Origin of the sequence: Pseudomonas sp. Irchel 3E19 (assembly GCF_900187585.1) — a bacterium.
Lineage (GTDB): Bacteria > Pseudomonadota > Gammaproteobacteria > Pseudomonadales > Pseudomonadaceae > Aquipseudomonas > Aquipseudomonas baetica.
In genome coordinates this window covers 87,865-102,562 of sequence record NZ_FYDT01000008.1, presented here as the reverse complement: position 1 = coordinate 102,562, position 14,698 = coordinate 87,865, and the positions used below count along the sequence as shown (strand labels likewise).

The window sequence follows — 14,698 nt, the reverse complement described above, 5'->3', positions numbered from 1 at the left end:
ACGCGGTGGCGGGTAACTGACTGCTGTCTATTTTCAGCGTGGAATCAGACATCAAATGTTTATGTTGTTTCTCAAAGAAGTGATTTGTTTGTTGGTAAGTTGCTATTGGATGGTGCGTCGCTTGGTTTTTGAGAGAAAAGTGCGCGTGATATCAATGAATGAGTGCCTGAGGGCAAAATGAAAAATGGAGAAGTTTATTATGAGCGATACGCAACAACAGATTGAATCACTCTCTGGGGAAAGTAGTTCAGTCGTCATGGGCAGTAATGTGTTGTCCTTTCTTTCGGGAGTGACCCGGCAGGATCGGCAGTTCATCAAAGACAGTATGCGTCTGGCAGAATACCGGGCTGATAAGCTCTTTAACCGAAAACGGGAACCCGCACAGTGGTTTGAGTTTTATTCAGGGGTGCTCTGGTCTGTCGGTTGGGGGCTGGAACATGCTCCTGTGATTATCGCGGACAATGATTTTTCCGGTGCGGTGCTAGACGTGTGGGCGAAGTCACTGTCGACACAGTTGAGCAGGGAAAAGATCAAGCGGATGAAGGAAACCTTCCAGTTACTTGAATACGACGCTGCCGGAGTCGAGGTGTTCACCGACAGCACGCGCAAGTGGGGCGATTTCCGGTTTGCCCCTGCACAGTACAACGTGCATAAGGAACTGGAGATCGTGATCAGTAATGTGCGGTTACTTAATAACGAATGGGTTTCCACTTATCTGTTCTGGAACATAACGCACAGCAGCGCTCAACTTGATCTACAGTCCAGGCGTTTCGTGACCACGCCGAAAGAGATGGATAAGTATCGGGACTTGTTGACTGCTACCGTTCGCGAAATGAGGGTCAAGGAAATAGAGCTCTCATTGAAGTCCTGATCTGTGCGAGAGGTCGGAGCATCTTTAGTTATTGTTTTTTTAGAAACCAATTGAATTAAATGGAACTTGCCTGGTTTTTCTATGGCGGTTACTTTGCCTCTACGCCAAGGCGGCGTTTTAATTAATTAGAAGGGATTATTTTATGAATGAAGTAAACAATCAAGTAATGAGCGCAGCGCAACGTGTTGCGATGATTCAGGAAACCAATGCACTTATCGCAGCGCAACCCCCGGTGATTATGCCGAGGATGGCTGGAGGCGCTACTTTGCCTGTTGATAAGGATGAATTGAACGCGGCCATTATGGGGTCGGGTATTGCCGGTTTCGACGCAAGTATGTCCAAGCGCAGCAAGCGAATTGTTAAAAATACTTATATGTATGCCGATCTGTGTGCGCTGCTCAAGTTTCCGGCAGCAAACCAAAAAGAGCAGCGTTATAACGAATTCATGCGTCTGATGAAACTGGCGGGATGGTTTGTCTTTGGCGAGCCCTATCACCGCTACCAGGCAACTTCGCAAAAGCTGACCATGGACAACCTTGCACTGTCGATCATTCACACCGCGGTGGGCGCGGCCGTCAGTAAAGGTCAAGCAGCATTGAAAGTGCTGTCGACGGTAGCGGATGCCACCCTGGAGGCGCTGAAGAATGAGCCGGAAGCGTTGAAGCTTTTCGAAAACAACTCGAAAAAGGCCGACGGCGGTAACTTCTGCATGTCGAGTTCTTTTGAAGACGCTGACGGTGACATTACGATGGCCGTGGCTGCCGTGCAGTACACCGCCAAGGCTCAGCCGACCAAAGTACTGTTTGTTGAATGGACAAGCTCCAGCGTTGAAATCTACAACGGTGCATCCACCATGACTATCTCGGAAGACGACTACGGTGTCGCCGAACCGCTGATCGTCAAGGCACTGGCCGAGCAGCGCCAAAAAGCACTCAGCATTGAGTTCGGCAAAGCCTGAATTTAACGGGAGCCAGGGGTGCAGACCTCTGGCTTTTAAGGAGTGGACGATGCACAAGACCCTTGGATTCAAAGCGTTCATATGCGCAGGTGCTGTGATTCTGGTGGCGGATGAGTTGTCGGAATCAGACACGCAAGACAGTCTGGATGCCTTGCTTTATTCACAAGCGGCGGCCACCAACAAGATTACCGATTTAACACAGGTAGAGACTTGGACCCGCGCCAACAAGATGGCGATGAGGGTGACCGGTGCAATGCTGCTGGACAATCCTGATGCAAACTTTCCTGTGTCAATGCCTGGCCGTTTCAGTTTATTGGGACTGGCGCGACAGGTGCTGGGGGAATGGATACCTGAAACGGTTGCTTCGGTAATGGATTCAAACGTGCAGCTACGGCTTGAGCAGGCACTCGCAGCGCCCGCAATTGAAGAGCTGCAACAGCATGTGGTACATCAGGATAAATGGATACGGTTCATGTTCGGCGTCGTTTGCCCTGATCTGACCATCACGGTTGTGTTGATAGCTTTCGAGTTCGATGAACCCATAGTCGATAACGTTCTTCGACACCGTTTCAATTCTGAAAAGGTTCTGGGTAACCTCTATGTCGATGGTTACAAGGCGCTGGCCGATCCGGAAGACTATGACCTTTCCCGTGCCACGATCATTTCGTTGTTGGGTGAACGGCGTCATAAGCAAATCATCGCTCTGGACTGAGCGTGTGCCCCGACGTCCAAGTGTCCGCGACGCTTCTATTGTCTGCTCGACCTGACGAGGCGACGGGCAGACTTATCATGCGGCCGGACAAAGCAGGCATAATACCGCGCCTTTCCCACGCAACCGGTCAGTCCCTTGAACGAACGCCCGATGTCCACCGCCATACGCCCCTCGGCCTGCCCGGGGTTGCTGCGTATCGTCCAGGCATTGGACGGCGGTATCTGTCGGATCAAGCTCAATGGTGGCTCGATCAGCGCCGATCAGGCTGACGCGGTGGCCAATGCCGCCGAACAGTTCGCCGGCGGTGTGATCGAGGCGACCAACCGCGCCAACCTGCAAATACGTGGCATCGGTCAGCAATCCGCTGCACTGATCGACAGTCTGCTCGCCGCAGGTCTGGGGCCACGCACGGCAGCGGGCGACGATGTGCGCAACCTGATGCTCAGCCCGACCGCCGGGATCGACCGGCAAATGCGCGTCGACACCCGGGCGCTCGCCGAACAGATCCTCGACACCCTGCAAAGCCATCCACGCTTCCACGCTTTGAGCGCCAAATTCGCCGTGCAACTGGATGGCGGCGAAGCGCTGGCGATGCTCGAACATCCGCATGACCTGTGGCTGTCGGCATTCGAGCGTGACGGTGAAACGCTGCTGGCATTCGGTCTGGCGGGTTGCCCGACGGATCGCGCCATCGGCGCCGTGGCGCTGGAAAACGGCCACGCGCTGGTGGTGGCGGTGCTGGAATTATTCCTTGAGCGGGCGCGGCCAGAGCAAACGCGGATGCGCCACCTGCTCGACGAATTGCCGATGCTGGCGTTTCTCGAACAGCTCAGGGCACGCCTGCCGATCAAGGTGATCAGCGCCTGGCAACGTGCCCCGGCAGCGGACGATCTGCGCATCGGCGCTCACCCGCAAGATATCGACAATCTGGTTTACATCGGCGCGGCGCCGCCACTTGGCCGTCTCGACCCGGACATGCTGCGCGGTGCCGCGCAACTGGCTCGTCGGTTCGGCGATGGCAGCCTGCGCTTCACGCCGTGGCAAAGTCTGCTGCTGCCAAACGTGAGCGCGAGCGATGCCGCACAAGTGCTCGGAAGTCTCCAGCAACTGAGTCTGCTCACCAAGGCCGCTGACCCCCTGTCGACACTCATCGCCTGCACCGGCTCCGCTGGTTGCGGCAAAGGCCTGGCCGACACCAAGCACGATGCTCGTACTCTGGCGAGCCTGTTACCCCTGGCCCAGAGCGTGCATCTGTCCGGCTGCACGCGTTCGTGCGCCGCCGCCCACTGTGCCCCGGCGACGTTGCTGGCCGTCAGTGCCGGGTATTACGACCTCTATTTTCGCGATGCCGCGCAGCCGGGTTTCGGCGCGTTGCACGCACGCAACCTTACTATTGAAGCGGCCGCGACCTTGCTCGCCGTCCGCTCTCGGAGCCCCCTTGATGCTTGATTACATCCGCGACGGTCAGGAGATCTATCGCAACTCCTTCGCGATCATTCGCAGCGAAGCCAATCTGGCGCGCATCCCGGCCGACCTGGAAAAACTCGCGGTGCGGGTGATCCACGCCTGCGGCATGGTCGAGGCTGTCGACGGTCTGCAATTCTCCGAAGGTGCGGGCAAGGCCGGGCGCGATGCGCTGGCCGCCGGTGCGCCGATTCTGTGTGATGCGCGGATGGTCTCCGAAGGCGTGACCCGCGCGCGTCTGCCGGCCAACAACGAAGTGATCTGCACTCTGCGCGATGAGAGCGTGCCGGAGCTGGCCCGCGAGTTGGGCAACACCCGTTCTGCCGCCGCGCTGGAACTGTGGCGGCCGCATCTGGAAGGCAGTGTGGTGGTGATCGGCAACGCGCCGACCGCGCTGTTCTATCTACTGGAAATGCTCGACGCCGGCGCACCAAAACCGGCGCTGATCCTCGGTTTCCCGGTGGGCTTCGTCGGCGCCGCCGAATCGAAAGCGGCGCTGGCGGCCGACAGCCGTGGCGTACCGTTCGTGATCATGCAAGGTCGGCTCGGCGGCAGCGCCATGGCCGCCGCAGCGGTCAATGCCCTCGCCACGGAGATCGAATGATGCAGGCAAAAGGTCGTTTGATTGGCCTGGGCGTCGGCCCTGGTGATCCGGAGCTGATTACTGTCAAGGCTCTGCGCCTGCTGCGCGAATCGCCAGTGGTGGCGTACTTCGTCGCCAAGGGCAAAAAGGGCAACGCCTTCGGCATCATCGAAGCGCACCTTCAAGAAGCGCAGAATCTGCTGCCGCTGGTGTACCCGGTGACCACCGAAGCGCTGCCGGCCCCGCTTTCCTATGAGCAAGTCATCAGCGATTTCTACGATGAGGCCGCCGAGACGGTGGCCGCGCATCTGGATGCCGGCCGCGACGTTGCGGTGATCTGTGAGGGCGATCCGTTCTTCTACGGTTCCTACATGTATCTGCATGATCGCCTCGCCACCCGCTATGAAGCGCAAGTGGTGCCGGGTGTGTGCTCGATGCTGGGCGGCGCATCGGTATTGGGTGCGCCGTTGGTGTATCGCAACCAGAGTCTGTCGGTGCTTTCCGGCGTTCTGCCCCATGAAGATCTGAAGCGCCGTCTGGCCGATGCCGACGCGGCGGTGATCATGAAGCTGGGGCGCAACTTCCCCAAAGTGCGTCAAGTGCTCGAAGAACTCGGCCTCGCCGAGCGGGCGCTGTATGTCGAACGCGCGACCATGGCCAATCAGAAGATTGTGCCGATGGATCAGGTTGAGCCGATGTCGTCGCCGTACTTCTCGCTGATCATCGTGCCCGGCGAACGGTGGCAAGGCTGATGACTCAATCGACTCCCGCCATTGTCATTCTCGGTCAGGGCAGCCTGGCCACCGCGCGGCGCATTCAGCAGGTGTACCCGGCGGCGCAGATCCACGGCCTCGCCGGTCGGGTCGAAGGCGCCGATTGCAGCTATCAGGAATTCGGCGCGACCCTGCGCCAGTTGTATCAGCAGGACACGCCAATCATTGCCCTGTGCGCGGCCGGCATTGTCATTCGCACGCTGGCGCCGCTGTTGCTGGAGAAGGGCGCCGAACCTGCGGTGCTCGCCGTCGCCGAAGATGGCAGCGCCGTGGTGCCACTGCTCGGCGGCCTCGGCGGAGTGAATGTCATGGCCCGGGAAATCGCCGCCGGGCTGCAAGTCGCGGCGGCCATTACCACCAGCGGCGAATTGCGTTTTGGCACCTGCCTGCTCAATCCCCCTAGCGGTTATGCGCTCGCGGATCTGGAACTGGGCAAGCGTTTTGTCTCCGATCTGCTGGCTGGGCACAGCGTGCGCATCGAAGGTGCGGCGCCGTGGCTGGATCAGGCGCAATTGCCGGAAGATCCACAGGCGCAGCGTTCGATCCATATCGGCAGTGCCGAACGCGAAGCGAACGCTAATGAGTTGCTGATTTACCCGCGCAGTGTCGCGGCGATGGTCAGCGCCGACATCAGCGATCTGCCGAATTCTCTGCGTGCGGCGTTGCATCAGGCGGACGTGGCGGTGCAATCACTGGCCTGTCTGGTGGCGATCGACACTCAAATGGCTTCGGCGAACCTGCGTGAAGCGGCGCTGGAACTGTGTGTGCCGCTGCGGTTTATCGGCGCAACGGGCGACCTCGATACGCTGCCGGGCGTGTCGATGATTGAATCGGCACACGGCATCACTTTGGCTGTCGCCGAACAGCCGCTGGACGTGGCGCAAATAGGTCGCCCACGCGGACGCCTGGCGGTGATCGGCCTCGGCCCCGGCGCTGCCGAACTGATGGTGCCGGCGGTAAAAGCTGAACTGGCCCGCGCCACCGACGTGCTCGGCTACGAAACCTACGTACGCATGGCCGGCCCGTTCCGCGACGATCAGGTGCAGCATTGCACCGACAACCGCGAAGAAATGCAGCGCGCGCGTCACGCCTTCAGGCTGGCGGCCGAGGGCCGTTCGGTGATCGTAGTGTCGTCCGGTGATCCGGGCGTGTTCGCCATGGCAGCGGCGGTGCTCGAAGCGTTGCACGAGTCCGATGACCCGGCGTGGCACAGCGTCGATCTGGAAATCCTCCCGGGCGTGTCCGCCTCGCTCGCTACCGCTGCGCAGGCCGGTGCACCGCTGGGTCATGACTTCTGCGTGATGTCGCTGTCGGACAACCTCAAACCCTGGTCGATCATCGAGAAACGTCTGGACCTGGCCGCCGAAGCGGATCTGGCCCTGGCGTTTTACAACCCGATCTCCCGCGCCCGGCCGTGGCAACTGGGGCGGGCGCTGGAAATCGTCGCGCAGCACCGCACGCCTGCAACCCCGGTGGTGTTGGGACGGGATATCGGTCGACCGGGACAGACCCTGCGGACCACGACGCTCGGGGCGCTGACGGTGGATCAGGTGGACATGCGCACCATGGTGCTGATCGGTTCGTCCACCACCTGCACCTTCCCCCGTGCAGCGGGCGGCGATTGGGTCTACACGCCTCGCTGGTATGGAGAAAAGCCCGTTTCCTGACAGGGATGTGCAAACGTTAGTTGGCGTGAACAACGTGGCAAAAGTTTGCTGAGGGAGATGTTTTAAATCAATTGAAGACAAGGCCGTGAACCTTAGGGTTTACGGCCTTGTGCGTCTGTGTGACTGACGGTCTGGATATTAATGCGTCGCTGAATTATTCAAAGTGCCGGTTTGAATGTTATGGGTTATGTATTCAGACACTGTTTGAATTTTCTTGGGTTTGAATAACGCGGGCCGCTGCCCTAGTTTTGTCGAACACGTTGCACTCTCATCAAACCTTCGCTGGCAACGGTTTGTAGCCTGTTGCACCGCCTAATCTGCAGTTGCCTGCCTGTCACTTCGGGACGTTGACGGCAGCGTTTCAAAGTATGACCCGATTTGTGACGTATTGAGTGTTCCGGCAGTGGGCATGGCTTCGTGTCGCCTGAACAAAACTTTGCTGATCAAACAAATAAGGATCAGGAACTTTTGGGTCGGGTTGCGTGCAATCCATGGTCGCGTCATTAACATAAGGAAGTGATGTTGTGAAAGAAGTACATCCCGTTGGCAAAGACAGTTTCAAGAAATTTACCGAGTTGTTTACCCCGGCCGAGTTCGAAACAGCACTGCAATCTTACAAGGGCACTGCGCAATATGCGGCAGCCATGCGTTACTACCAGGGTTGCCTTGGCGCTGTTGCCACTGGCAGCGAACTGGAGCCCCTCGGTCTGCTGCGGGAACAGTTGAGCAGCATGCTGCCGCAGACACGTTCGCAACGCTCAACCGATGGGCAAGGCGCGCGCATGGGCGAGGTTCGGGGGGCTTTGGAGAGCATGGGGCGTCAGCTGGACGAATACGCCTTGCGCAAGCTCAGGAGCGATGCCATCGCGACTCTGGAGGCAGAGCCGATCCCGAAAAAAATGCACTTCGTCTGGGTTGGCGGTGGGCTTGGGGATATTCAGCGCGACTATATCAATGTCTGGAAAACGGTCATGTCCGCGCAGGGATTCACCCTCAACCTGTGGTTCGATCAGGACGCCTTGCTGGCGTACAAGACCAACCAGATCATCGTCGCCGCGGCGAAGGCGGATGTACTTTCGTCAATGACTACACCGATCACTGATGGTGAGGAACTCGCTGACCTGTATGTCAGTCGGGTGCTCGTCCTCAAACAGCAAATGTTCGATCACATCACCGCTTGGCGAGCGGCGGGCAAGACTGCCGATGAGGCGAGAATCGATCTGCTGGTCAAAGCGTATGGCCAGGACCTTGATGAACTGCGGGCACTGAAGAAAAACAATGAGCGAAGTATTCGCAGACTGGCGGACGAACAGCTGGATTTACGCGACCTGAGCAGTCAGGAGCAGACGTTACCGCTGGCGGATATTTACGAGCGTGAAATATCACTGCGCATGAACATGGCGGCCGCATCCGACGCCGTGCGTTATCCGGTGGAGTATCTGGAAGGCGGCATTTACTGCGATGTCGATCATCTGCCGCCCTTTGCGGATGACATTGCAGGGGTGGCGGTTAACGCGCTGGGCTCGGATGCCCGACTGGGTGTTTTGCAGTTGCTGCTGGAACACAATCCGCAGTGGATGCCCGGGCGGGCGCAAAACGTTGAACATTACAGGGATTACTCCGATCAGGTCCCGCCGCAGTATCGCGCCGCACTGGAACAATACGCTGCAGGCAAACCGGCGCTGAACGAAGTCTTTGTCGCGCCGGGGAATCTGGGAGTCCCGCTCGATGGTGTTCGTACGTCGATTCTGAGGGGTAGCCTGAGCAACGCGTTTCTGATGGCTCATCCGCGGTCTGCGGTCGTGAAAGCGATCATTGATCGAATCGGGTTGCAGTACGCCATGATGGACACTGCAGTGCAGCAGTTTGCAGGTAAGCGAGTGGCCATCGGAAAAGCCGAGGCGGACCATTTCTTTGACCTGGCCGGGGAGCTCGTTGAGCAAGTTCTGGAAAGCTTGCCGTTATCGGAAAATGAGCGGGTGCTGGATTTACATTACGCCAAAGCGATAGTCGAATATTTCTTCGACGGTATAAAACCCGAATCAGATGCGGCCATTTTCATGACCGGGCCTAACGTCATGCGGGCCGGAATGGATGCCTACGAAGGGGCGCAGTTCACACCGCAAGGGGCTAGCGTGTGGCGTGACTTGGTCGCCTATCCAAAGGGTGTAAACACGGTCACTGAAGAGGAACAGGATCATAGTTGGAAGGAACAGTTGACCGACGTTGCCGAATGGTACGCGCGTGAAATGCAATCCTGGGCAGAGGGCCAATACACCATCCGCTACAACGGCAACGTGAATGAGCTGCTCAATCCTCGCACCCTCAACTTCGAAAACGGCTGGCCACTGATCGAGGGCCGGCAAGTGTTGTCCACCGAGATTCTCCAGCAGTTGAGAGACAGCCTGGGCGAACCCTTTAGCCAAGCGATGGCACAGGGGCTCACTGGCGCTGTGACCTTCAGGAAAGACCTGTCATTGAGTTTCGATCGGCGCCAGCAGATTCTTGCCGCGCCGAGCAGTCTTGTGCCGACGCCATGGCAGGAGGACAAACGTATACAGGCGCTGACGTTCGATCAGCTGTTGGACAACATCGGTAACAACCAGGTCAGCCTGGAGCAACTCAATCCCGCACAGCGAATGTTTCTGGGCGGCGTGTTTGGCAGTGATTCGCTGGACAGTCAAAGTTTCGGTGATCACTGGCCGGTCATCAAAGTCCAGTGTGCCGCCATGGCCGATCTGTCGGTCGCCAATCGTTACGCCGCCATCGAGCGGCTGCTCCTGAAGAACAATGCGGCTGCGTTTGCCGAAGGGCTGGCAAGTGAATCCGCTTACGCCCCGGCGTATTCCGACCGTTCACTTTTGATGAAAAAAGCCAGCCTGCAACAGGCGGCGACATTGCGTGAATGGGGCGCCCGGGTGGCGAGGCTGCGCAAGGTGGCACTCGCCGAATATCGGGATCAGCTACTGACCCGGCAGAGCGATGTGCTCGGGCACTTCGGAGGCAGCGTCAAGCTCGCCCCACAGGACTTATTGCTCAATGGCTATGGCGAGCGCATCGGTGGGCGCTGTGTGCCGCTGGTACTGGTGCTGGCTGCAGCACTGCACAACAAAGGAGACAGCAGCAACAATCTCTGGACACGCTTTTTTGAAGCGGCTGCAAGCCCCGACTCGATCGAAACCCGCGCTTTTGTGCAATCACTGGAGGCGTTGCAGGACGTTCCTTTGCATGCGGTCGGCAAGTCCTTGGGCCGTGTCACGCTGGACGCTGCGATACGGGCACTGGAGTCTGAAAGCCCTTGGCGCACGCTGATGCTCAACACCGACAACCACTCCATGTTGTTGGCCAGAACCCGGCAGAACGGGCGCAATGCCTACCATTTCTACGACCCGAACTTTGCCATTTCGACCTATCAGGACCCGGTCGAGCTCAAGGAAATGCTCGAAGGATTTTTTACCGGGGAAAAAATGGCCGACTTCTACGCGGCCTTCACAGAGGATAATCAGCTGGCGTTTGATCTGATCGATATCGACGCAAAACGGGTCAGCCAGTGGCCGTTGTCTCCTGAGATGAATGTTTCAACGTTATTGGGGGCGGAGCCGTTACCGGGCGAACCGTTGATCAAACTGATGGAGCGTCTGGGGCGTACCCGGGGGCGCTCACTGTCGGAGAGTCCGCGCCTGGGCAAAAGCCTGCTCGAACTAGACGGCAACTGGTGGGCGGAGCAAATCAGGGACGTCTCGCGACAGCTTCAGCAAAGCAATGGCCTGAGTGCCGATTACGTGCCGATCTATGAAACCCTTGAACAGCATTCGACAGGCGATTACAGCATCAGCCTGATCGACATCAAGGACCGGCAGACCATCAAACGTGTCACCACCAGCAATCGCTGGCTGGCGCGGATCAAGGCCTTCCTGACGAAAATGTTCAGGAGTCTGGCCGGCAAGAACACCGAAGCAACAACCCCGGGTGAGCTGGGCGTGGAGCATGTTTCGGCGGTGCATACCCTCAATGCCGGCTTTACCTTGCAGGCTTTGATCAATGCGTTGCACCGGCATGAAGAGGGCGCATCGGCGGGCAACGAGGCACCACTGGCAATGTCGGTGCGGCTGCATGGCTATGTCAATTACGCGCAGATGGCCCATGGCACGGTGCTTGATGGCGTTGGCCTGCTCAGACTGGTTCAGCAGGGGATGGCCGAGGAGCGCCTGATCGCCGCGACGGCTGTCTCTGCAACACGTGCAGCCGTCGCGCGAGTGGCGACCGAAGGTGTCGGCGCAGCGCTTGCCCTGATCAATGTCGGGTTCGACATCTATCAACTGGCGTACGCCAAAAGCGATGTTGAACGCGCCCAGGTGGGCACCCAACTGTTTTTTGATGCCACCGGTGGCGCCATGATGGTTGCCGGGTGGGCGGTCGGCAGTTCTGCTGGCGCCATTCTGAGCGGTGCTGGCGTGATCGTTGCCGGGCTGGGGGTGGGTGTTGCAGCACTGGCCAGGGGCTTTTCCGATATCGCCGAGCAAGCCAAGCTCGTTGGCCTGTATTTTCACGCGCTCGAAAAAACTTATCGCGAGGGTGGCTATCAACGCGGTGCGCTCGATGGCGTGCTGACGCCAAAACCGCTGATCGTGTTCAAACGAATTGATTTTAAAACGGGACAAATCGATTACGGCAGCCCTGCGCTGTTTCCGCTGAGGGACCATTTCGGTGTGCCGGATTTTGAACCTGACTACGGCGCCGCCATTGATATCCGCCGCGGTCTTGGCTTGCCATCGAACACAACACTCACGTTTGAGCCTGCCGACAGACTGGTGTTGCCGTGCACGCCGGCCACCTATTTCGGTTACGAGTACAAAGCCCTGTTCGGCGCCACCAATCGCCACGATCTGGGCTTCGACCTTGTGCGCAAACTGGAGCAGAGAAACGCTGCGGGCAATTGGCAGTTCATGTTCACGTTCTGGTCGTTCCCCGGCGAATACATCCTCTACAAAATGAATCCGGTCTACCGCGCCACGACGATTGCGGTGCGACTTGATGCTGTCGAGCGCACGCTGATCGTGCCGCAGGTGCCAGAGCTCTGGCACGGTTTGATCACCTATCAGATCAGTGCCGAACAAGGACGCTGCGCCATAGTGCTCAACCCAGGTGTTTCGCTGGTGTGCGAGGCTGCCGGCAATGGCAGCATGCATTGGGAGCTTGTTGCACCCTGGGCAGGAGAGTCAGAGGTGAAGATGCAGGCGCATGGCCAGATGAGCATCGGCACGGTGAATATGCAGTTCACCGGTGGTCACCACGACGTGCTTCTGCGGCTCAAGGACGATCAGGTGTTACGTGTCGACTGGCGGCAACAGTTGCTGCTTGTCGAAGAAGCGGATGCGCTGGAGGTGCCGGGTACTGACAGTCTCAAGGAGCATTTTGCGGCGTTGTCCCGTGAGCATCGCTTGATTCATCCCTACACCCTGGTGCGTAACTATCAGATCCCGTTTGAGCCCATTGATCGGCCGGTTTACACCAACGCCTACTACGATGCAGTGCGCGAGCGTTTCATGTACGTGAGGGATATTGATGAGCCCTTGGTGGATGAAGCGGTGCTGGGTGCTGTAAACGGCGATCAGGCATTTTTCTATCATTCGGACGCTTACATGGTCTGGCAAGTCGATACCGTAACCAGTCTGCCGGTTCGACGCTATCGTCTGCTGCTGGCCGACAACTCCAGAATCACCGGGTGTCTGGTCATGGAGAACGGTGCCGTGCAGGTGAGTCAGATCTTCAATCGCAACGGCCAGGTCGATGAACTGACCTACATGATTCACGAAGATCAGTGTTTGCTGACCTCCATCACCGGTGACCTCGATCCACAGGTAAACATCGCACTCAATGCGGCCAGTGTCCTGAAAGACTGGAACGACGTTCTCGCACCCTATGCGCCGTTACCGTACCGCTCAAGCTTGAAAAACACCGTCGATTGCAAACCTGCCAGTCTGGTTTCAATCTGTTGGCGTGCGCCTGGGGTTGTGAGTCAGTACGCGTGGGTGCGTAACGATGACGGTCTGATTATCCGGCCGGATATCGCGCCGATTCCAAGCGGTCATATACCCAACGGTGGGATACAGTCCCGCCATCTCAGTCTGATTCTGGCCGAAGGCACGGAGCAGTTGGTTTTTGTTTTTTACGATCACAGCACCCGCTGTCTGTTTCGGCAGACCGAGGCCACGGCGCCGGCCATCGCAAGGCCGGGAGAATTTTCGGCGACGGCCATCGAGCCCCGCGAGGTCTCGCAGGTGGTGGCCACCGAGCAAGGTTTCATGGCGGTCACCAGCGAAGGTCTGTCTTTGCACCTGACAACCGATGGCACTCTGCAACTTGCCGGGGTCACCGATGCCTGGCTCAAGGAGCGCCATGACTGGTGGCTGGAGTTGCCGGCGCTGGCCAAGCAGTACGCCGTCGCCAATTTTGCGATTTTGGGGGTGCGCAACTTTGCCGGCGATAACCGGCTCGGCGCGTGGCAACTGGACGGGCAACTGTTGCTGACGCAAGCCGGCCATGGCCAGGCGTATCGTCTGCTGAGTGTCACCGACGACAAACAGGCGGCCTGGGTATTCGACCCGACGGCGGGCGGCGTCTATCGGCAACCCTTTGTCGCGCCGGAACGCTTGCGCGAGATTTTTGCCCAGGGCCACCAGGTGTTGCAGCGAGATGCCGTGCCCCAGGCGCAGCGTTTCTGGTCGGACTGGCCATTCAGGGAGGTTCGCGCCGAGGTTGCCGGGTTGCGGGCGACCACGATTGACGGGGTTGTCCTGGCGTTGCACGAAAACCAGCCAGCGATGGTCGTTGGCGTCGAAGCCGATTGGGTCAACCACCACAAGGATGATCTGCAGCAAAACCTCAGAGCATTGGTCAGCGCTCACCACGCGTCGGCATTTCTGTCGGTGGCCGAGGTGGACAGTTTCCAGTGGTACGTCACGGAGGCTGATCGACTGATCAGCGTTGCCAGAAAACAGGTGATGGAACCGTTTGACCTGCTCGGTACGCACCAGCAAAACAATGTTCTGTTGGTGGATGGCCACGATGGACGCGTACACACCTTCCCGGCGGGGAGTGCCAGCATGCCGTTGATGTTCGTGCAGCGTCATGAGGACGTATTGAGCGTCAGCGCACAAGGACGCATCGACGATGTACTGAAACTGCTGCCTGACGGTGTCTCCACGCTGGTTCTGGGCATGGGGCAAGGGGCGATAACCTGCCACCTCTCGAAGGCTGCCTGGGAGAGGCTCGATACCGTTATCGTTGACTGCCGACGGTCGTCGCAGTCGGCGCAATGGGTGCCGGGCAAATTGATCTGGGATCTCGAATCACCGCAAAAGCTGTTGCCCAGCCTGTTTGGTGAGCATTTGATTCTGATTGATCCGGACAGTGGCCACAGTCTGATTTTTCGTGGCATCAACGCCATCGACAGTGAACTGCGCGCGCAGGTTTTTCTTGGCCTGAAAGGCCTGACCTCGTTCGCCGTGAACAATCTGGTCGACAGGTTAGCGGCAAGGCAAAGTGATGAGGGTGGACAGAGTCTGGGAGCGTTCCTCGAGCAGGCGCAGAGTCCGCAGATAGCCGCGTGAACAGGGCGGGGCCGGGCAATAGTGTCCGGCTCCGTCGCACCTCAGTTGTAGGTCTGG

At 58.4% G+C, this 14,698-nt stretch carries 8 protein-coding genes; all 8 read left to right on the top strand.

Annotated elements, in window-relative coordinates:
- The first annotated feature begins 199 nt into the window (after positions 1 to 199).
- The 8 genes from CKW18_RS07535 (at position 200) to CKW18_RS07500 (ending at position 14,641) form a co-directional block, all read left to right on the top strand.
- Entirely contained in the window at positions 200 to 871 is a 672-nt protein-coding gene (locus CKW18_RS07535) for a hypothetical protein (protein ID WP_141233086.1), read from the top strand.
- A 142-nt stretch (positions 872 to 1,013) separates the two neighbouring features.
- Positions 1,014 to 1,829, top strand: coding sequence for a hypothetical protein (locus CKW18_RS07530; RefSeq protein ID WP_095188261.1), 816 nt, complete (start codon positions 1,014 to 1,016; stop codon positions 1,827 to 1,829).
- A 49-nt stretch (positions 1,830 to 1,878) separates the two neighbouring features.
- Positions 1,879 to 2,541, top strand: a complete 663-nt coding sequence (locus CKW18_RS07525) for a hypothetical protein (protein ID WP_095188260.1) — start codon at positions 1,879 to 1,881, stop codon at positions 2,539 to 2,541.
- Between the two features lie 150 nt (positions 2,542 to 2,691).
- Positions 2,692 to 3,990, top strand: a complete 1,299-nt coding sequence (cobG, locus tag CKW18_RS07520; protein ID WP_095188259.1) for a precorrin-3B synthase — start codon at positions 2,692 to 2,694, stop codon at positions 3,988 to 3,990.
- Complete coding sequence (locus CKW18_RS07515) at positions 3,983 to 4,609, top strand: precorrin-8X methylmutase (protein ID WP_007914573.1); 627 nt, start codon at positions 3,983 to 3,985, stop codon at positions 4,607 to 4,609. Before cobG ends, CKW18_RS07515 begins: the two co-directional genes overlap by 8 nt.
- Positions 4,606 to 5,340, top strand: a complete 735-nt coding sequence (locus CKW18_RS07510; protein ID WP_371857616.1) for a precorrin-2 C(20)-methyltransferase — start codon at positions 4,606 to 4,608, stop codon at positions 5,338 to 5,340. Before CKW18_RS07515 ends, CKW18_RS07510 begins: the two co-directional genes overlap by 4 nt.
- On the top strand, positions 5,340 to 7,028 hold the full coding sequence (gene cobJ / locus CKW18_RS07505) for a precorrin-3B C(17)-methyltransferase (RefSeq protein ID WP_095188258.1): 1,689 nt from the start codon (positions 5,340 to 5,342) through the stop codon (positions 7,026 to 7,028). Before CKW18_RS07510 ends, cobJ begins: the two co-directional genes overlap by 1 nt.
- Positions 7,029 to 7,552: 524 nt before the next feature.
- A complete protein-coding gene (locus CKW18_RS07500; protein ID WP_095188257.1) occupies positions 7,553 to 14,641 on the top strand; it encodes a TcdA/TcdB pore-forming domain-containing protein in 7,089 nt (2,362 codons plus the stop codon).
- The last annotated feature ends 57 nt before the right edge of the window (positions 14,642 to 14,698 follow it).